Source organism: Paenibacillus cremeus (assembly GCF_007786445.1).
Taxonomy (GTDB): Bacteria; Bacillota; Bacilli; order Paenibacillales; family NBRC-103111; genus Paenibacillus_G; species Paenibacillus_G cremeus.
On record NZ_VNJI01000020.1, the window covers coordinates 99,949 to 118,020 of the forward strand.

The 18,072-nt window shown below is 47.3% G+C and carries 22 protein-coding genes and 1 pseudogene; 21 read left to right on the plus strand and 2 right to left on the minus strand.

All coding sequences use genetic code 11. The features are described from left to right. The first annotated feature begins 24 nt into the window (after nt 1-24). The 14 genes from ftsY (at nt 25) to FPZ49_RS17200 (ending at nt 10,773) form a co-directional block, all read left to right on the plus strand. Entirely contained in the window at nt 25-1,020 is a 996-nt protein-coding gene (gene ftsY, locus FPZ49_RS17135) for a signal recognition particle-docking protein FtsY (RefSeq protein WP_144849066.1), read from the plus strand. 111 nt (nt 1,021-1,131) lie between these two features. After that, complete coding sequence (locus FPZ49_RS17140; protein WP_144849068.1) at nt 1,132-1,479, plus strand: putative DNA-binding protein; 348 nt, start codon at nt 1,132-1,134, stop codon at nt 1,477-1,479. Between the two features lie 27 nt (nt 1,480-1,506). After that, nucleotides 1,507-2,874 (plus strand): signal recognition particle protein, encoded by a 1,368-nt coding sequence (gene ffh / locus FPZ49_RS17145; protein ID WP_144849071.1) that lies wholly within the window; start codon nt 1,507-1,509, stop codon nt 2,872-2,874. 67 nt (nt 2,875-2,941) lie between these two features. After that, entirely contained in the window at nt 2,942-3,214 is a 273-nt protein-coding gene (gene rpsP, locus FPZ49_RS17150; protein WP_144849074.1) for a 30S ribosomal protein S16, read from the plus strand. Between the two features lie 66 nt (nt 3,215-3,280). Continuing rightward, the gene (locus FPZ49_RS17155) at nt 3,281-3,511 is read left to right on the plus strand and encodes a KH domain-containing protein (RefSeq protein WP_144849077.1); all 231 of its coding nucleotides are present in this window, start codon (nt 3,281-3,283) and stop codon (nt 3,509-3,511) included. Between the two features lie 95 nt (nt 3,512-3,606). Continuing rightward, entirely contained in the window at nt 3,607-4,131 is a 525-nt protein-coding gene (gene rimM / locus FPZ49_RS17160) for a ribosome maturation factor RimM (RefSeq protein WP_144849080.1), read from the plus strand. Further along, nucleotides 4,128-4,880, plus strand: coding sequence for a tRNA (guanosine(37)-N1)-methyltransferase TrmD (trmD, locus tag FPZ49_RS17165; protein WP_144849083.1), 753 nt, complete (start codon nt 4,128-4,130; stop codon nt 4,878-4,880). Before rimM ends, trmD begins: the two co-directional genes overlap by 4 nt. Before the next feature lie 154 nt (nt 4,881-5,034). Beyond that, the gene (rplS, locus tag FPZ49_RS17170; protein WP_144849086.1) at nt 5,035-5,376 is read left to right on the plus strand and encodes a 50S ribosomal protein L19; all 342 of its coding nucleotides are present in this window, start codon (nt 5,035-5,037) and stop codon (nt 5,374-5,376) included. A 78-nt stretch (nt 5,377-5,454) separates the two neighbouring features. Continuing rightward, a complete protein-coding gene (lepB, locus tag FPZ49_RS17175; protein ID WP_144849089.1) occupies nt 5,455-6,036 on the plus strand; it encodes a signal peptidase I in 582 nt (193 codons plus the stop codon). A 33-nt stretch (nt 6,037-6,069) separates the two neighbouring features. Beyond that, the gene (gene ylqF, locus FPZ49_RS17180; protein WP_144849092.1) at nt 6,070-6,945 is read left to right on the plus strand and encodes a ribosome biogenesis GTPase YlqF; all 876 of its coding nucleotides are present in this window, start codon (nt 6,070-6,072) and stop codon (nt 6,943-6,945) included. 166 nt (nt 6,946-7,111) lie between these two features. Further along, nucleotides 7,112-7,732 carry a ribonuclease HII gene (locus FPZ49_RS17185; protein ID WP_144849094.1) on the plus strand — a complete coding sequence of 207 codons (621 nt, stop codon included), beginning with the start codon at nt 7,112-7,114 and terminating at the stop codon, nt 7,730-7,732. 160 nt (nt 7,733-7,892) lie between these two features. After that, nucleotides 7,893-10,088: a hypothetical protein gene (locus tag FPZ49_RS17190; protein WP_144849097.1), complete on the plus strand. Its 2,196-nt coding sequence runs from the start codon at nt 7,893-7,895 to the stop codon at nt 10,086-10,088. Continuing rightward, entirely contained in the window at nt 10,085-10,402 is a 318-nt protein-coding gene (locus FPZ49_RS17195) for an EscU/YscU/HrcU family type III secretion system export apparatus switch protein (RefSeq protein WP_144849100.1), read from the plus strand. Before FPZ49_RS17190 ends, FPZ49_RS17195 begins: the two co-directional genes overlap by 4 nt. Continuing rightward, nucleotides 10,399-10,773 carry a YraN family protein gene (locus tag FPZ49_RS17200; RefSeq protein ID WP_144849103.1) on the plus strand — a complete coding sequence of 125 codons (375 nt, stop codon included), beginning with the start codon at nt 10,399-10,401 and terminating at the stop codon, nt 10,771-10,773. The genes FPZ49_RS17195 and FPZ49_RS17200 overlap by 4 nt, the downstream gene beginning before the upstream one ends. A gap of 20 nt (nt 10,774-10,793) precedes the next feature. Here FPZ49_RS17200 and FPZ49_RS17205 read toward each other — a convergent pair. Then, nucleotides 10,794-11,495 (minus strand): annotated as a pseudogene (locus FPZ49_RS17205) (ATP-binding protein); the annotation flags it as partial. A 428-nt stretch (nt 11,496-11,923) separates the two neighbouring features. Between FPZ49_RS17205 and FPZ49_RS17210 the strand changes: the two are divergent. The 7 genes from FPZ49_RS17210 (at nt 11,924) to FPZ49_RS17240 (ending at nt 16,417) form a co-directional block, all read left to right on the plus strand. After that, the gene (locus FPZ49_RS17210) at nt 11,924-12,385 is read left to right on the plus strand and encodes a hypothetical protein (protein WP_144849109.1); all 462 of its coding nucleotides are present in this window, start codon (nt 11,924-11,926) and stop codon (nt 12,383-12,385) included. Between the two features lie 280 nt (nt 12,386-12,665). Continuing rightward, complete coding sequence (locus tag FPZ49_RS17215) at nt 12,666-13,487, plus strand: hypothetical protein (RefSeq protein WP_144849112.1); 822 nt, start codon at nt 12,666-12,668, stop codon at nt 13,485-13,487. Further along, a complete protein-coding gene (locus tag FPZ49_RS17220; RefSeq protein ID WP_144849144.1) occupies nt 13,462-13,926 on the plus strand; it encodes a hypothetical protein in 465 nt (154 codons plus the stop codon). The genes FPZ49_RS17215 and FPZ49_RS17220 overlap by 26 nt, the downstream gene beginning before the upstream one ends. 357 nt (nt 13,927-14,283) lie before the next feature. Continuing rightward, entirely contained in the window at nt 14,284-14,523 is a 240-nt protein-coding gene (locus FPZ49_RS17225) for a hypothetical protein (RefSeq protein WP_144849115.1), read from the plus strand. 67 nt (nt 14,524-14,590) lie between these two features. Further along, nucleotides 14,591-14,971 (plus strand): response regulator transcription factor, encoded by a 381-nt coding sequence (locus FPZ49_RS17230; protein ID WP_144849118.1) that lies wholly within the window; start codon nt 14,591-14,593, stop codon nt 14,969-14,971. A gap of 271 nt (nt 14,972-15,242) precedes the next feature. Continuing rightward, on the plus strand, nt 15,243-15,797 hold the full coding sequence (locus FPZ49_RS17235) for a CBO0543 family protein (RefSeq protein ID WP_144849120.1): 555 nt from the start codon (nt 15,243-15,245) through the stop codon (nt 15,795-15,797). Between the two features lie 20 nt (nt 15,798-15,817). Next, complete coding sequence (locus FPZ49_RS17240) at nt 15,818-16,417, plus strand: recombinase family protein (protein WP_144849123.1); 600 nt, start codon at nt 15,818-15,820, stop codon at nt 16,415-16,417. 39 nt (nt 16,418-16,456) lie between these two features. Here FPZ49_RS17240 and FPZ49_RS17245 read toward each other — a convergent pair whose 3' ends face one another. Next, nucleotides 16,457-17,461 (minus strand): DUF3231 family protein, encoded by a 1,005-nt coding sequence (locus FPZ49_RS17245; protein ID WP_144849126.1) that lies wholly within the window; start codon nt 17,459-17,461, stop codon nt 16,457-16,459. Nucleotides 17,462-18,072 lie beyond the last annotated feature (611 nt).

Genomic DNA, 18,072 nt, shown 5'->3' on the forward strand with positions numbered 1-18,072 from the left:
GAACGTATTGGAGGCGGAGAGCTCGTGAGCTTTTTTAAGAAACTGAAAGAGACCATTTCATCCAAAACCGAAGCGGTCACCAATAAATTTAAAGAAGGCCTCGCCAAAACGCGCGATGTGTTCGTGGACCGGGTCGAGGATTTATTTTCACGCCGCAAGAAGATCGACGAGGATTTTTATGAAGAGCTCGAGGAGATTTTGATCTCAGCTGACGTTGGTGTGAACACGGTGCTCAAGCTGATCGCCGATCTGCGTGCTGAAGTCAAGAAGCGGAAGATTGAAAATCCAAGCGAATTGCAGCCTATCCTGTCCGAGATGCTGATCGGTCTGCTTAAGGGAGACGAGGAAAGGGGCTTGCAAATGGCACCGTCCGGTCTGACCGTCATTTTGTTTGTCGGGGTCAATGGTGTCGGGAAGACAACGACGATCGGCAAGATGGCCCACATGCTTAAGTCGCAGGGGAAAAAGGTGCTCCTCGCTGCAGGAGATACATTCCGTGCAGGGGCCATCGAGCAGCTGGAGGAATGGGGTAAGCGTGCGGGTGTCGATGTGATTAAGCAGCAAGCAGGCTCCGATCCGGCTGCGGTCATGTTCGATGCGCTGCATGCAGCAAAATCCCGTGGTGTCGATGTATTGCTGTGCGATACTGCCGGCCGTTTGCAGAATAAAGTGAACCTGATGGAAGAGCTGAACAAGATCTACCGTGTCATTCGTCGCGAAGTGCCGGATGCGCCGCATGAGGTGCTGCTGGTGCTCGATGCCACGACAGGGCAGAACGCTTTGGTGCAAGCCAAGCTGTTCGACGAGAAGACCGGCCTTACCGGTCTGGTGCTCTCCAAGCTGGACAGCACAGCGAAAGGCGGGATCGTTGTAGCGATTCGCCAGGAGCTTAAGCTGCCGGTGAAATTCGTCGGTCTCGGCGAGAAAATGGATGATCTGCAGCCGTTCGATTCCGATCAGTTTGTCCACGCACTGTTCAGCAAATGGATCGCCTCCGAGGATGAAAAAGGCGCTGAATAATAGGGAAATTGCCTGACAAGGATAAATGCTTGACAACCGATTGGGTTTTCAGTATGATAAGTTCTGTTGTTTCGCTGTAAAGTGTTTTACCTTAACGGGGGTGAGGCACAGATGACAGAAGAAAGCGTCCTTCAGAAGACGAATCGCGTCAATCTGTTGTTTGATTTTTATCAGCTTCTGCTAACGGAGAAGCAGCAGATCTTTTTGAAGCATTATTTTCATGACGATTATTCGCTTGGCGAGATTGCATCAGAGTTCAGCATCAGCCGTCAAGCGGTCTACGAGCATATTAAACGAGCCGAGTCCGTGTTGGAAGAATATGAAACCAAGCTGCAGCTGCTGTCGAAGTACGGTGAACGGCAGCGCCTGCTTCACGAGCTCAAGCGATTAGTCGAAGAGCTTCCTGAAGACAGAGGTTCGATTCGGAGCATTACGGAGCGGCTTGCTGAAATGGATTAATTTTCCTCCCAAGAGAGGTGACGACTTATGGCATTTGAAGGATTGGCCGGCCGCCTGCAGAATGTGTTCAGCAAGCTGCGGGGCAAAGGCAAGCTCACGGAGGACGATGTAAACGAGGCGCTGCGCGAAGTTCGACTTGCGCTGCTTGAAGCGGATGTTAACTTCAAGGTGGTCAAAGATTTCATCGCTAAGGTCAAAGAACGTGCCATTGGGCAAGAAGTGCTGCAAAGCTTTACTCCAGCTATGATCGTTATCGACATCGTCAACAAGGAACTGACGGAGCTGATGGGCGGCACGCAGAGCAAGCTGGCCCGTTCAAATAAACCGCCTACCATCATTATGATGGCAGGGTTGCAGGGTGCCGGTAAGACAACGATGACCGGTAAGCTGGCCAAGATGCTGCAGTCGCAGAATCACCGGCCGCTGCTCGCGGCGGCGGATATTTACCGGCCTGCTGCGATTAAGCAGCTGCAAGTTCTGGGCGAGCAGATCAAGGTTCCGGTATTTTCGCTCGGCGATAAGGTGAATCCAGTCGAGATTGCCAAGCAAGCATTGCAGCATGCGAAGGACCACAACAACGATTATTTGATCATCGATACTGCGGGTCGTTTACATATCGACGAAGCGCTGATGGAAGAGCTCAAGCAGATCGTCGAAGCGGTAGGTCCGGATGAGATTCTGCTTGTGGTGGACGCCATGACGGGGCAGGATGCCGTGAATGTGGCGGAGAGCTTCCATAAGCAGCTCGAACTCACGGGTGTCGTGCTGTCGAAGCTCGACGGCGATACGCGCGGCGGTGCGGCCTTGTCGGTCAAAGCCGTCACTGGCTGTCCGATTAAGTTCGTCGGTATGGGCGAGAAGATGGATGCACTGGAGCCGTTCCATCCGGAGCGAATGGCTTCGCGGATTCTCGGCATGGGCGACATGCTCACCCTGATCGAGAAAGCGCAGGCAAGCATCGACGCCGACAAGGCGAAAGAGATGGAACGCAAGCTGCGTACGGCCGAGTTCACGTTCGACGATTTCCTCGAGCAGATGGAGCAGGTCAAGAAGCTGGGTCCACTGGATCAGCTGCTGGATATGCTGCCGGGTGCCGGGAAGATCAAAGGCATGAAGGACATGAAGGTCGACGACAAGCAAATGGCCCGCGTGGCCGCGATTGTGAAGTCGATGACCAAAGCTGAACGTCAAAATCCGGATTTGCTCAGCACGAGCCGGCGCAAGCGTCTGGCTGCAGGCAGCGGCAATTCGGTGCAGGACGTCAACCGCTTCATTAAGCAGTTTGAAGATATGCGCAAGATGATGAAGCAATTTTCCAGCATGATGGGCCCGAAAGGGCAGAAGCAGATGAAGAACTTGAAGAAGCTTGGACGCGGAATGAAATTTCCGTTCTAACGCACGATAAATGTTAGACCGATTAAAGTTTACAGAAGTTTACTCTACTAGGGAGGTGAATTTAACAATGGCAACTCGCATTCGTCTTAAGCGTATGGGCGCTCACAAAGCTCCTTTCTACCGTGTGGTAGTTTCGGACTCCCGTTCCCCTCGTGATGGTCGCTTCATCGAGGAGATCGGTACTTATAACCCAGTTGCTCAACCAGCTGCTGTGAATATCGACGAGGAGAAAGCACTGAAATGGCTTCAAACAGGTGCTCAAGCTTCCGATACCGTTCGCAGTCTGTTCAGCCAAGCGGGCATTTTGAAAAAGTTTCATGAATCCAAGCTGCAGAAGTAATTAGTGGCGTTGCGGCTGGGACCGTGAGCTTGCTCACGGCCGCCGTCAACGTAGACGGAGGGTACGATGAAGGATCTTATTACCGTTATCGCCAAGGCGTTGGTGGATCATCCGGATGAAGTACGCGTGACAACGAAGGAAGACGAGCGCAATGTCACCTATGAAATTTCCGTTCACCCCGAGGACATCGGCAAAGTGATCGGGAAGCAGGGCCGTATTGCGAAAGCGCTCCGGACGGTAGTCACATCCGCTGCAGTGAAGGAACCGAAACGCGTTTCGGTTGAAATTTTATCGTAAAATTGGAAAAGATGAGAGTTAGGAGCTGCTCCTAGCTCTTTTCTTGTAGTTTGGGATAGGTGTCTATCAAAAGGTCCCGGAGGGTCAGTAAAAGCATGAGCGAAAAATTATTTACGGTCGGAAAAATAGTGAACACGCACGGCATTCGCGGCGAGCTCAAAATCGTTCCTCAAACGGACTTTCCAGAAGAGCGGTTTACGAAAGGCAGCAAGCTGGTCTTTTTTGACCCTGAGAAGCAAACGACAATGCCGGTCTTGGTTGAGGCAGGGCGTCTTCATAAAAAAATGTATATCGTGAAATTCCAAGGCTTCGGGGACATCAACGAGGTGGAGAAATACAAGGGCTGGCTGCTGAAGGTTGAGGAGAAGTACTTGAGCGACCTGTACGAGGACGAGTTTTACTACCATGAAATTATCGGCTGCAAAGTAGAGACGGAGAGCGGCGAGAAGCTGGGGACCATCACGGAAATTTTGTCACCAGGTGCGAATGATGTTTGGGTCGTGGAACGTCCGGTTGGTAAGCCATTGCTGCTGCCATACATAGATGAAGTGGTATTGGAAGTCGATATCGAGCAGAAGAAAGTCGTCGTCGAGCTGATGGAAGGCTTGTTGGATTTATGAGAATTGATGTACTGACGCTGTTTCCCGCGATGTTTGACGGCGTATTTTCCTCCAGCATTCTTGGAAAGGCCAGAGACAAGGGACTTGTGGCGCTTAACACGGTTAATTTCCGTGACTATGCGAACAATAAGCATAATACAGTGGACGACTATCCGTACGGCGGCGGCGGGGGAATGGTCTTGAAGGCAGAGCCGATTTTTTCCGCGGTGGAAGATGTGACGGCCGGGCTGACGGCTAAGCCGCGTGTCGTTCTGATGTGCCCTCAGGGCGAGCCCTTCTCTCAGAAAAAAGCGGAGGAGCTGTCCGGCGAGGAGCATCTCATTTTCATCTGCGGTCACTATGAAGGCTACGACGAGCGGATACGAGAATACTTGGTAACGGACGAGCTGTCGATCGGCGATTACGTCTTAACAGGCGGCGAGCTGCCGGCCATGGTGATCATCGATAGTGTCGTAAGGCTTCTACCAGGTGTCTTAGGGAACGAGACCTCTGCGGTGACGGATTCGTTCAGCACGGGGCTGCTGGAATATCCCCACTATACCCGTCCGCCCAAGTTCCGCGATTGGGAGGTACCGGAGGTGCTGATCTCGGGCCATCACGGGAATATTGAAGCGTGGCGGCGCGAACAGTCGTTGCTGAGAACTTGGCGCAAGCGACCTGACTTGCTCAAGCATGTACAGCTAACACCGAAGGAGCAGCGATGGCTCCGAGAGCTTCAGGCGGCAGAGGAAAAAAATACGGAAAAATAATAGATTTGAGTTGAGTTTCCATCGCAGCTGTGCTATGATATAAAACGTTGTGGCAATTTAGTCACGGAAAACGGTGGTCCTCTGCGCATAACATCGATCAGTTTAACTACCCAAGAGGCGGCAAGAACACCTGTGTGGAAGGAGGGAGTCATCCATGAATTTGATCCAGGAGATTACTAAGGAACAACTCCGCAGCGATATTCCGAACTTTCGTCCAGGCGACACTTTGAAAGTGCACGTTAAGGTTATCGAGGGTTCTCGCGAGCGGATCCAGCTGTTCGAAGGCGTTGTAATTAAGCGCCGCGGCGGCGGAATCAGCGAAACCTTCACAGTAAGAAAAATTTCTTACGGTGTTGGCGTTGAGAGAACGTTCCCGCTTCATACTCCGAAAATCGACAAGATTGAAGTGGCTCGCCGTGGTAAAGTCCGTCGCGCGAAGCTCTACTATCTTCGTGGTCTTCGCGGTAAAGCAGCAAGAATTCAAGAAATTCGATAAGACGAACTACAGGGGGCTGGAGTACCAAGCCCCTTTTCGTTTTTTAAAAACCACGTTAACGAGAGGGCAGGAACCCTTATGGAGCAGGATCAAACCGTACAGAACGCGAATCCGGTCAAAAATGAAGCTTGGGAATGGATTAAAGCGCTGCTAATTGCGGCGGCTCTCGTGTTTTTTATTCGCTGGCTTGTATTTGCCCCGTTTATTGTGGAAGGGCCGTCGATGGAGCCGAATTTTTATACGGGTGAACGGCTGATCGTCAACAAATTCATGTACCGATTCTCAAAGCCTCAACATGGTGAGGTCGTTGTATTCCATGCGACGAAAGACAAGGATTACATAAAGCGTGTCATTGCAGTACCGGGAGAGACGGTGCGAGTGGAAGGCGATAAGACGTACGTAAACAACAAGCTGGTGGATGAAACGTATATCAAGCCGGCTTTGGATGATGCAGCGAAAAAAGGGATACCCTATAACACAAGAAATTTCGCGGAGCAAACAGTACCGGAAGGCAGTATTTTCGTGATGGGGGACAATCGCTCGAATAGCTCGGATAGCCGGGACCCGTCTGTTGGCTTTGTTAAATATGATAAAATCGTAGGACGCGCCGACCTTATTTTTTGGCCGTTCGATAAGATCAGCTTGGTTCATTTTAAATAAACCGAACGGGCTGCACGGAAGTAGGTACCTTCAATGACAATTCAATGGTTTCCGGGTCATATGACACGGGCAAGAAGGCAAATCCAGGAGAAGCTGAAGCTGATTGATTTGGCGATCGAGCTGCTGGATGCGCGTATCCCGTTGTCCAGCCGAAACCCCATGATTGATGACATATTACTGGACAAGCCGAGGCTTGTCTTGCTGAATAAGAGCGATTTGGCCGATCCTGAAGCCACACGGCAATGGGTCGCCTATTTTGCGGAGCAAGGACTCAAGGCGCTGCCGATCGATTCGGTAGGCGGCAATCCCGTCAAAGAAATCATGAACCGCAGCAAGGAGCTTCTGGCGCACAAGATTGAAGCGCAGATCCGCAAAGGGGTGAATCCCCGGGCGCTTCGCGCGCTGATCGTAGGCATTCCCAACGTGGGGAAGTCCACTTTGATCAACCGGATGGCTGGACGCAAGATCGCACTTACGGGGGATAAGCCTGGGGTGACCAAAGGTCAACAGTGGATTAAAGTGGGGACCGAGATGGAACTGCTGGATACGCCGGGGATTTTATGGCCGAAGTTCGAGGATCAGCAGGTCGGATTGAAGCTAGCCGTGACTGGGGCGATTAAGGAAGAAATTTTGCACATCGAAGACATTGCCTTTTACGCGATGAAATACTTGGCCGTTCATTATAAGGAAGCGCTGAAGGAACGGTTCGGCTTGGATAACATTCCGTCGGACCCGGAGGATTCGGACGCGATCGTGAAGCTGATGGAGGATATTGGCCGGAAGCGGGGAGCGATAGTAAGTGGTGGACGTGTGGATTTGGAAAAAGCATCGTTGACCATTCTCCGCGAACTGCGCGCTGGAAAGCTCGGTCGGATCAGTATGGAACTACCACATCAGCTGATGGTTTAAATGAATACCCTGGGAGCTCGCCGTTGAGCCCTGGGGTATTTTTATTGTTTTTCTGAGGCTTGAAAATGGGATGGGAACATTTTTTTTTGTCGAATGGGGATAGGCAGAGGGGAAGCGGCTGCGTTATAATGAGGTTCATGCATGGAAGAAGAGTAGGTGAAGCAAGGTGTTGGAGCACGAACAGGACTTATGGCAGCAGGGAAAACAGTACATCGCAGGTGTGGATGAGGTGGGCAGAGGCTGCTTGTTCGGGGATGTGGTAGCGGCCGCGATCATTTTGCCTCAAGGGCTGGTGCTCGAGGAAGTCAACGATTCCAAGAAGCTGAGTGAAAAAAAGCGTGATGCGCTGTACGAGGTCATCATGGCGGAAGCGCTTGCGGTGGGCATTGGCATTGTGGATGTTCCAACCATTGAGCAGATCAACATTAAACAGGCCGCGCGTCTGGCCATGAAGCTTGCGGTGGAGCAGCTCCATCCCGGACCGGACTTCTTATTGGTGGATGCGGAAAAGGTGGACGTGGAGCTCGAGCAGCTTGCTGTGATCCATGGAGATGCGCTGAGTCAATCGATCGCTGCGGCTTCGATTATTGCTAAGGTCACCAGGGACCGGATGTGCCAGCAGTGGGATCTGGAGTATCCCGAGTATGGGATTGCAATACATAAAGGCTACGCTACGAAAGCCCACAGGGAGCGTATTCTGGAGTTTGGGGCAACGCCACTGCACCGAAAGACGTTCTTGAGAAATCTCCAGGCTGAGGCTCAGGTGGAGCAGCAGGTGTTGTTTTAGCGACAACCTACAAACCATTGAGGCTATTGCCGATATAAATAGTACACCGGAACGACAAGCCGGCGAGGATTGCATGCGGAAGGAGCCGTAAGCGATCTTTGGCCGGCTTTTGATCTATATAGGATAGGCTGACAAGCGGGTAAGGGGGCGGTATTAGGTTATGAATATTAGCGGATTGATGCGGAGCTTTATTGGAGAAACGAAGGTTGCGGAGCCGAAAGCCCTTGAACTAAAGGTAGGCGAAGTGGTGAAGGGCACGGTGCTGCAGTCGTTTTCGGATCAGGATGCCTTGATGAGCATCGGCGGGGTGCAGGTTCGCGCTAAGCTTGAAACGCCGCTGAAGCCGGGAGATGTGACGATGCTTCAGGTACAGCCGGAATCCGAGACCGGTCAAGTGGTTTTGAAGCCGATGCAAAGCTCGAATGTCCCGATCGCGGAAGTATCGCTGGGAGAGGTGCTGAAGACGGTAGGTTTGCCGGATTCCCCGGCGAATCGGCAGCTCGTTCAAGCGCTTCACCAAGCTGGAATCAGCTTGACGAAAGAGAATGTGCAGGCGTTTGCTGATTTACAGACCCGCATGCCGACTCAGCAGACTCAGGAGCAATGGCTGCCTTCGGCGGTCATTGCGTTTCAGAAAGGGCTGCCGTTAACGCCGGAGACCGTGCTTTCGGTTCGGCAAGCCGTGCAGGGGGAGCCGTTTCACGCGACGTTGACCCAACTGGAGGCGTTGGTGCAGCAGGAGCTGGGCGGTGAAGGTGAAGCCTCGCTATCACCGCAGACGCGGGAGCTGCTGCAGAGCGCTAGGCAGTTGGTGCAGCAGGTGCGGGATGCGGCAGGGCAGCTGATCGCATCTGCAGGAGATGATGCGGCAGCGGCAGATGATGCGGCAACCACGGTTGGAGGTGCAGTCGAGGCGCAGCCGCGGGGGAGCCAAGGGGGTGCTGTAGCAGGGCAGCAGGCGTCTGCAACTGGTGCGGCTGCGATGACGATAGGCTCGCAGGGTGTTGCGGAGGAGGCTAGCAGAGCTGTCGTTGGGAATTCGCAGCAATCGCAGCAGCAAGTTAGTAAGGATGGTGCGACTGCTGCGGGTGGTCAGCGTGCGTTTGTTGGGGATGATGTGGTGGATGGTGCAAGTGAGGGAGTGCATGGGGTTGCGCAGCGAGCTGCAAGTGGTAGTGATGTAGCTGCTGCAGAGCCGCAGCAAAAGGTGCCCGCTGCGGTTGAGGGAGCACCGCGGGGCGCCGCGGATGGCGCTGGGGTGAACCGCGCTGCTGGCGCGCAGCTGCAGGCAGGTGATGTTGACAGCCAGCAGAAGGCGGCTGCGCCTGCTGGTGAACCAGGCGCTGAGGCAGCGGACGGGGATAGCGCGGAGCCGCTGCCTCAGCGAGCTGCTGCTCCGGGCCAGCAGCAGCCTGAAGCTCAGCCTAGACGCAGTGCTGAGCAGGCTCCCGCTGGCGCTGCGGATACGCCGCAGCGCATCGGCGATGGCCGCGCCCAGGGCTCGCCAGCGGCGGCAGAGGCGCGAACCGGCGCGTCGGGCGCGCAAACTCCTCCTGGCGAAGCTGGTGCTTCGCCAGGAGGAGCTAGCGCTGCCAGCGCCGGAGCCGCCCCTGCTGCGCCCGCCGCGCCCGCGGCTGCGCCAGCCCCCTCATCAGACGGCCACGTGCTGGGCCGTCTGATGAAAGCGTTGGGCGTCGAGCATGAGCACGACGCCATGAAGCTGCTGGAGTCCCGCACAGCGGACCCAGCCAGCAGCGCTGCGTCGCCGGCCGACGCCAAAGCTGCCGACACGCTCAAAAGCGTCCTGCTCCAGCTCTCGCAGGCGGATGACATATCCAGCAGCCTCAAGGATTCGGCGCAGCAGGCCGTTCAGCAAATCACCGGACAGCAGCTGATGCTCAGCCAAGACCGAACGGCTATGTTTTCACACGTTACACTTTTTGTGCCCTTGATGAATGCCAACGGCGAGCAGACTGCCGCGATCCATATCCAATCCCGCAAAGGAAAAAACGGCAGCTTAGATGAAAGCAACTGCCGCCTGGTATTTGACCTGCAGATGAAGGCCATGGGCGATACCATGGTAGATGTGCAGGTGGTCAACCGTATCGTTAGCTTGAATATTCATAACAATCTTCCATTTACCCAGCAGCTGCTGGAGGCAAGTAAAGAGGAGATTGCACAGGGGCTCGCTTCTGTTGGCTACCAATTTATTTCCATGAAATGCAGTCCATATCCGGAGAAAGTTGCAGCGGACACGTCGGGAACGTCCACAGAGTCTCGCGAAACCAAACCGGCGACGCCCATCACCTCCGTCTATACGCAAAAACCATATAAAGGCATGGATATTCGCGTATGAACAAAAATCCCAACCAAGATACGACTAAGAGCTCGCCCGGCTTGAAAAAAGCTGTGGCGCTCAAGTACGATAGAGAAACGTCAGCTGCACCGAAAGTCGTTGCCAAAGGCAAAGGACGCATCGCAGAAGTCATTCTGGATAAGGCCAAAGAAAGCGGGGTTCCGATTCAGGAGGACGCTTCGCTGGTCGAGGTGCTGTCCAAGCTGGATATCGATCAAAACATTCCGCCGGAGCTGTATATGCTAGTAGCCGAAGTGCTTACGTTTATCTATCGATCCGACAGCAGAGCCAAGCGGTGGGGGAGTGCGAAGTGAACCGTTCGACCCTGAGCAAAAAACAACTCGGTGCACTGGGAGAAGCGGCTGCGGAGCAATATTTAAGGAAACTGGGGTACACGATCATCGGACGCAATTGGCGCTGCAGGTCGGGCGAAATTGATCTGATTGCTGAGGAAGGCGATACGTTAATATTTGTAGAAGTACGAACCCGAAGCTCATCGAGTCAATTCGGAACCCCGGCTGAATCGGTGGATTTTCGCAAGCAGCGCCAAGTCACGGAAACCGCACAAGTCTATTTGCTGCAAAAAAAGCAATACGATCGCCCCATCCGCTTCGACGTCATTTCGGTCCAAACGGATTCCGTCGGAGTCGTGCAGACGATCGAGCAGATCCGCAGCGCCTTTTAATTCCAATCGCGAGATTGGAATTATTTTTTGTCCAAGCAGCGGTAGTGCAGGGCTTCAGCCACATGCTCCTTTTGCACGGCCGGTTGGCCTTCCAAATCGGCTATCGTTCTAGCGATTTTTAAAATCCGGTCGTACGCCCTGACGCTCAGGCCGAGCAGCTCGAACGATTTTTCCAGCAGCGCCGCCGACTCGGTATCCAGCCGCACATGCTCGCGCAGCAGCTTCCCGCTGAGCTCACTGTTGAACATGAGGCCGCTTCCGGCATATCGCTCTTTTTGGATCGCATGGGCCTGCTCCACGATAGCTTTCATCTCAGCCGAGGAAGTTTGCATTTTCGCTGCCCCTAAATCCTTGTAATCCATTCGCGGCACCTCCACATGCAAGTCGATTCGATCCAGCAGTGGACCGGAAATTTTTGATCGGTAATTCGTAATTTTAAGCGGACTGCAAATGCAGCCCTGACTGTCCGTCTCATTGCCCCAATACCCACATGGACATGGATTCATGGACGCAGCAAGCAAGAATGAAGCGGGAAACGTGTACACCGCCCGTGCTCGGCCAATGGTAACGAACCGGTCTTCCATCGGTTGGCGAAGAACCTCCAGCGCGAGCCGGGAAAACTCGGGCAGCTCGTCCAAAAACAACACGCCCCGGTGGGCTAAGCTGACCTCACCTGGTTTGGGGATGCCGCCTCCTCCGATCAGCCCTGCAGCTGAAACGGTAACTAAAAGGGAACCGAAAATTTCGAAAAAGCAGCGTAAGACCAGGGACGTTCAAAAGCGAAAAAACCGTTTCTCCATATTAATGAAGAAACGGTTTTTTCAGCTAAATAATCGTGCCATAGAGGTTATGAATTATGCACAATCGTTCATAACCTTATTAATTTTAATATTTTAAGCGTTTTTTATATTTCAGCACTTTTTTGTGGTATCCGAAATTTGTTCTCAGACGCGCTAGGATCCGTTTTAAGTGGCTTAAATATTTTTTCTCTAGCCTACCCTTTAAATTCTCTCTATAGCTCGTTATTTGCCCTAAAATCGCTTTAAAGCGTATCATTGTGTCCAAGCGACGTACAAGCGGTTTAGCGGGCCCCTAAACCCACTACAGAGCTCTGCAAGGCAATAGCGTAACAGGAGGAGGTGATATCGGTTTGTATCATATCACCGACATACATTTTGAAAAGCTATGTTTGGATTACAGGGCGCACTGGCACGAGGAAGTATGGTTAGAGTTCAGACCGTTAGATCGGTCTGATACAAGGCCAGAGACGGTCACAGTGATTATCGATTACGAAGGCGGCAAAATAGATGATATGTACTGCGAGGTGGATTACAGCGGCGAACTAGACGAGATAAAGCTGCTTAAGCAGCTACAGGGACACGAAAGATTTTTGGAACGGGTACAAAATACGATTATGATGCTCCCCCACTTAGAGGAGATCATGGATGCTTCGGATCCTGAAGAAGAGATTGATTTTCAGGTAATAAGTAATAACAATAAACAACTCGAATACACAGTAAATAATATTAAAGAAATCTTATTTCTTCATCCTGATGGGGAAAGACTTACGCTAATTTTTAAATATAAAAATGAAATATATTATTTCGACTGATAGAAAAAACAAGGGGCAGATTTAGATGCCACTTGTTTTTTTAATTTTATTACAACCAAAGAACCTTTCAAAAGCTCCTCTGGAGTCTGTCGGTTCGCACGTTTAATTTCTAAGATTTCCTTCCCGTTAGGAATAATTAATTCCTCCATTACTCTTAAATCGAGCAAGATTCATTTCAAGATTATCCCGAGACCGAATTCCATTTTTCATCTACGCATGTATGACCGTGAACAGGTTATAATAAAAAATACAAAAATTTGCAAGCAAGGAAGCCTATTTAATGAATAACTTTGAAAATGTTGAAAATAAGTTTCGTCGCTACAAAGCCAATGTTAGCATTGCTGGAACAACACAATTTCATTTGCGAAACCCTTATGTTATCGCATGGTGGTCGGCAGCCTTCCCTGGATTTGGTCACCTTTTATTAAGCAAGTATTTGCGTGGCTTAGTGCTTTTTATTTGGGAAGTTATTGTTAATTATAATGCTAAAATCAACCTGGCCATGGTTTATTCCTTTTGCGGCGATATTCAATTGGCAAAAGAAACAATCGACACAAGATGGATGCTCATGTATATTCCCGTTTATTTATTTGGGATTTGGGACAGTTATCGAACCTGCGTCGATATGAATAAAGTTTACTTGCTCGCTGAACGGGAGGATGCTCCCTTTAACTCATTTAGCATCGGAGCACTTGAAATCAATTATTTAGACAAACGAAAACCTATTATGTCTGTCCTTTGGTCTTTATTTATGCCTGGACTTGGGCAACTGCATATACACAGAATATTAACGGCATTCTTTTCACTTGTATGGACGATTATCTTTTTATATTTCTCAAAGACCCTTGTCGCCGTTCATCACCTTTTCCTTGGGGAGATAGCGCATGCGACAGAAGTTTTGGATAAACAATGGCTTTTGTATATGCCTTCGATGTGGGGATTTGCTGTTTTTGATTCGTATATGAATACAGTGGAGAATAACAAATTGTTCGATTCTGAACAAAAAACTCATCTCATAAAAAAGTTCCAAAACCCCAAGTTCAAGGTAAAAAAGGGAAAAGTGGTAGGTGACAAAGGTGATCCAAATTTTCTCCACTTTTGAACACTCAACAAATTTAGAGCTTGCGATTACTTCTTTAGAGAAAAATGGCATCAATAAAGAAAACATCTTTGCAGTCCCTTTGACAAATCGAAAAACCGAGCGAAGATTGTTTGATAGCATTCATAACGCAGATGGGATTTCACTTATTAGTACAGGAACGATGTTAGGTACTGCATTTGCAGTTATTGGAGCAAGTGTTGGGTTTAAACTAGCCTGGGGACCGATTTATTGGGGGCTTATCGGGACTTTTGGAGGATTCTTATTAGGGTTTTTAATTGATTTATTTTATTATAAAGTTATTAAAAGAAAAAAGCGCCTTTTGCGCGGTAAAAATTCAGTAGTCATATTAATTGTGGAATGCGAAGAAAAGCAAGGCGATGTGGTAGAAGATATTCTTTGGCATCATTTCGCTTTAGGTACGGCGAGAATCGTAAGTTAAAAACAACATTGTTTCAAATCTTTAATTATTCAAAATGATCAACAAATCTCCTTCCGAAAATCAATTAAAGGAATGAAAAGGAGCAAGGCCCACGCTGGTAAGAGTGCGCCTTGCTCCTTTTGTGCAACAATATAATTATACTCTAGTCTTTATATAGCCTTAAGTGATTCTTTAACTTTGGTGGCGCTTTGTTTGTATAAATTGCTCAATCATTTCGCGGCCTTATCGCTTCCCTTTTTAACCCCTAAATCGATGCCTTATTTCATCATTTACAATATCTTAACTTTATTTATATAAGCCAATAATTAAACTTTTGCTATGGAGGGCGGCCAGAAATGTGGATACATTCAATTTACAATGGGTAAACACAACGAACGACGTGATGGTTATGCAATAACTGGAGAATCTTACGAACAAGAAGATGAAACCGTATCTTATGTGTGGATAGTTGAAACTGATTTAAAGTTTAAAGTAAATACAATTGACTGTGATGTTAAAACTAGACAGTTTGCGAAAACTTTAAAAAAATACATTCGGACAACAAAAACGAAAGATATAATAAGACATTTGCTAAGCGATGAACCATTTTTCAAATAAATAGTAATTAAGAGCAGGAATTATAAAAACATCCCTTAATGTAATTCAATAAGGGGTGGGTATAAACGTGAAGGTATTATTAACAACTCACGGGCAAAATTTAATTGAAAAAATGCATAAAACTGTTGGACTTCAAGTAGTTGGCTTTGCACAGAAACTAGATGAATTGTTTAACATAATTATACTGAATCAACCAGACGTAATTATCTTTAACGAAGCGATTGCATATACAATAGTTGATAATTCGCTTGTTTTACAAAATGAACCTATAAAGAAGCTTCGTGAAGAATTTCCGCAAATAAAAGTTATTATAATAGGTCTGAGTCACATTCCGATGAAAGACAAAACAGCTAAAATTGAATTTTTAAATAAAATGAATATTTACGATATATTTTTAAATAGATATATCATAGATGATGTTATTAGTGCAACAATGAAAAGAGAATAACAAAACGTATTTATATGTTGGGAGAAACCACAAGCGTGGATGGTTTCTCCTATTTTTTTGTTCCAAAAACGAAGGTTATGGAGACGTTTTGTATGAAAAGAAAAAAATAGGTTATTACTATAAAAAAAGAGTATCAAAACTCATACCTAAATCAATGTATCAAAAACGGCAAATGTTTATAAACGAGACATCCTTGTTAAAAACAATTGTTTAATTTGAAATTAAGGATTTGGATATGAAAAATAAAATTAAAACGAAAGAGGCCATTTAATTGAACAATTCATATCCATCTTATGATGAAGTACAAAATGAAAGAGCTCACTTAAGTGAGTTGTCCTACCAGCATTGGATTCACGATGATTTTCTTACTTGGAAATGGTGGCTCCTTTTAGTTTTAAGTATTCTACCTTGGATTATTTGGTGGAAATTCACTGATAAAACCAGGCGGCAAGAGTCTTTGTTATATGGAACGCTAATCACGATTTTCGCCATTGCTCTCGACAATGTAGGGACGGAACTTTTGTGGTGGGGCTATCCAGATAAGTTGTTCCAAATGATCCCGCCGCTTTTTCCCGCAGATATTTCACTAGTTCCGACAAGCATGATGATGATTTACCAATTATGTTCTAGTTGGAGAACTTTTCTCATTTCAAATACCGTGTTTGCCGCGTTTCTTGCCTTTGTAGGTGAGCCCATTTTTATTTGGTTGGATTATTACGAATTAAATAGCTGGAAACTGGTTTATTCCTTTCTCTTCTACATTATTGCTGGTGTTCTAGCAAAATGGATTATACAGCAAACTGCCGATAGGAAAGTTCAGTCATAAATCATTAGGAGGAATCATTTTTGAAAATTGGTTACGCAAGGTGCTCGGCAATTCATCAGTCATTGGATCTGCAGCTTGATGCGCTTGAAAAGGAAGGCTGCGAACGTATTTATACCGAAAAGGCCAGCGGCGCAAACGACAACAGAGCCGAACTTCAAAAAGCTTTGGACATGCTCCGCCCTGGCGATGTATTTGTCGTTTATAAACTGGACCGTTTAGCGCGTTCAACGAAAAAATTAATTGAAGTATATGAGCAGTTAACAAAATTGAATGTGGAGCTTGTCAGCTTGTGTGACGGCATGGATACAACAACGCCAACTGGCCGCGCCATGTTTAAAATGCTTGGTGTTATTGCTGAATTGGAACGCGAGATGATCATTGAGCGCACGAAAGCAGGCCTTGCAGCTGCAAGAGCTCGTGGACGATTAGGCGGACGCCCAAAAGCAGATCCGAAAAAGGTTAACCAAGCAATTAAGCTATATGACGGCCAGGAATACACAGTAGCTGAAATAACGGATATGACAGGCGTACCAAAAGCTACGCTTTATAGAGCCTTAAGTGAAAAGAAGATAAGCCTAAGAAACTTTGGTTTACGTTTAAATGAAAACCCCTCTTTGTAGATGTTCAAAGAGGGGTTTTCCGAGTATAAAGCTCAATAATTAGTGGTCTTTAGCAATTTCTTTTCTGTTTGGGGCAATTGGAGGTTGTTCTAACCATTTATTTTTTATCATAATATCAAACCAATTTTTTGTTACGGTCAAGTCTTTGAGAATAATTCTCTCATAATCAACGATTAGATCGGATCTCATGGAACCCGCCAATCCTAATCCGTGATAAGATTGAGAAGTTAGATACAAGAAACCAGTGTGATACATGATGAGTTTATCTGAAAATGGTGAATCTGTAGATTCGGTTATTTCAGTTTCCCATGACATAGGTACAGGTAAATTATCATCTTTTAATTTTTTGCTTAATAATTGAATGTGGTCATCTGCCGTTTCAGTTGCATCCGTTAGAAACTTCCTTATTTCCTTGGATCCAGCAATTTGACTAAATGCAATTCCAAGTGTTTTTGCCATAATGCTTTTTTTCAGGTTAAGGGAAATATTACCGATTTCTGTGGCTGAAAGAGGGCGTTTATCTCCCCAATAACCATCGAGATATTTTTTACTATCAATAAACTCTGGATTTGCACGGGGGAAAAAATACGGGTCTCTTTGAAAATGCCCCTTTTCAAGTAATAAATCAACGGTACGATGGTACATTTTTTTTCCTTCCGTCAAACAGGAATCAAAAAAATCCCTTAAATCTTTTCTGACGGATGTAGTGAGCGAGTATACGTGACCGTTTATACCATGTACTGTCATGAGATACAAATAATCCAAACAAAAAAGATCTGAAAATAACCTTTGTATATTGGGGTTGATATCTGAATCTGTAAACCCTACGGGGATTGGGAATCCATCATTATGGATGAAAGCGAAAACCTGCTGAATTTGATTTTCGGTTATTTTAATTGCGTCCTCAAAAACCTCCCTTATGGACTGATCCTCTACAATTGAAAGCATATACTTATTTACACAATTAACCATCGTGCCATTTACGTATTGCCCCCACAAAGCTCCGATTTCCGTTGATGTTAGTTTTAATTGAGTTGTGTTCATATCTCCGTCACCTCTAAAGAATATTTCTTTAATGTCAAAGAGTATTATTACCTGTTTCTGTAAGCAATATTAAATTACCCGAGCTTTCCTCTTCAACGGAAACCAATAGCTCATTTAATTCAAAAAAGATAAGGGATATGTTTAATCTTTTTCTTTTCCACAGACTTGGTCTCAACGGACATAAATGCATATTGGAATATGAATATTCCAACAAATCTTCACGATTGACTATGTAAAAATGTCCGTTGTGTCCGTTTAAAGGGTCAACAATAAACTTAATCACACTTTAGGAGGAAAAAACCAATGCAACTAAATTACGCAAAAGAGAACTTTTTAGGGTTGACTCCACAGTTAAATCCTATTTTAAACCAAATAGCTTCTTGCCTGTTCTTTTTTTATATAAATAATGGATTATCTTATTTGAAATATACTTAAATATATTTTCAATATGCATAATTAGAAAATTTTTGTAAATGCTATAATTACTAACTCAACTTTCGCAGCTACAAATTAGCTTAAACGCCCTACGGCTGTAAGGACGGAGCGCATTTTTTCCTTCTCTTGACAAAAAAACACCTTCTTTGTTTGGTATCATGGAAGTGTCCAGCAAC